At 76.6% G+C, this 449-nt stretch carries 2 protein-coding genes; one reads left to right on the top strand and one right to left on the bottom strand.

The window, feature by feature from the left end:
* The coding region (locus tag M3677_RS17260; protein WP_251161174.1) for a 6-phosphogluconolactonase at positions 1–334 on the top strand (334 nt) is incomplete at its 5' end.
* Positions 335–346: 12 nt separating this feature from the next.
* Here M3677_RS17260 and M3677_RS17255 read toward each other — a convergent pair.
* Positions 347–449, bottom strand: a 103-nt coding sequence (locus M3677_RS17255) for an RNA polymerase-binding protein RbpA (RefSeq protein ID WP_251161175.1), incomplete at its 5' end; no start/stop codon positions are given.

The following is a 449-nucleotide window of genomic DNA, read 5'->3' as shown; positions in this document are numbered from 1 at the left end:
GTTGCCCCGCATCGACGTGCTGATGCTGGGCGTGGGGCCCGAGGGCCACGTGGCCTCGATCTTCCCCGACTCCCCCGCCGTCGCCGACGAGCGTCCCGCACTGGCGGTGCGCGACTGCCCCAAGCCCCCGCCCACCCGGGTCAGCCTCGGCTTCGGGGCCATCACGGCCGCCGAGGAGGTCTGGCTGCTCGTCTCCGGCGAGGGCAAGGCGGAGGCGGTGGCCCGGGGTCTCTCCGGTGCCGAGACCCCGACGTCCCTGCCGGCGGCCGGCGCCGTCGGACGCCGGGCCACCCGCTGGCTGCTGGACCAGGACGCCGCCTCCCAGCTGCCGTGACCGGGACCTCCGTCAGCTGCGCCGCGCGCGCAGCTTGCTGAGGGCCTCCTCGAGCAGGGCGGCGCCGTCGGCGTCCGAGCGGCGCTCGCGCACGTACGCCAGGTGGGTCTTGTAG

The sequence above is a fragment of the Curtobacterium sp. P97 genome, assembly GCF_023712445.1.
In the GTDB taxonomy this organism is placed as follows: domain Bacteria; phylum Actinomycetota; class Actinomycetes; order Actinomycetales; family Microbacteriaceae; genus Curtobacterium.
The sequence above is the reverse complement of the archived record's forward strand: the minus strand, read 5'-3'. Positions and strand labels throughout refer to the sequence as shown.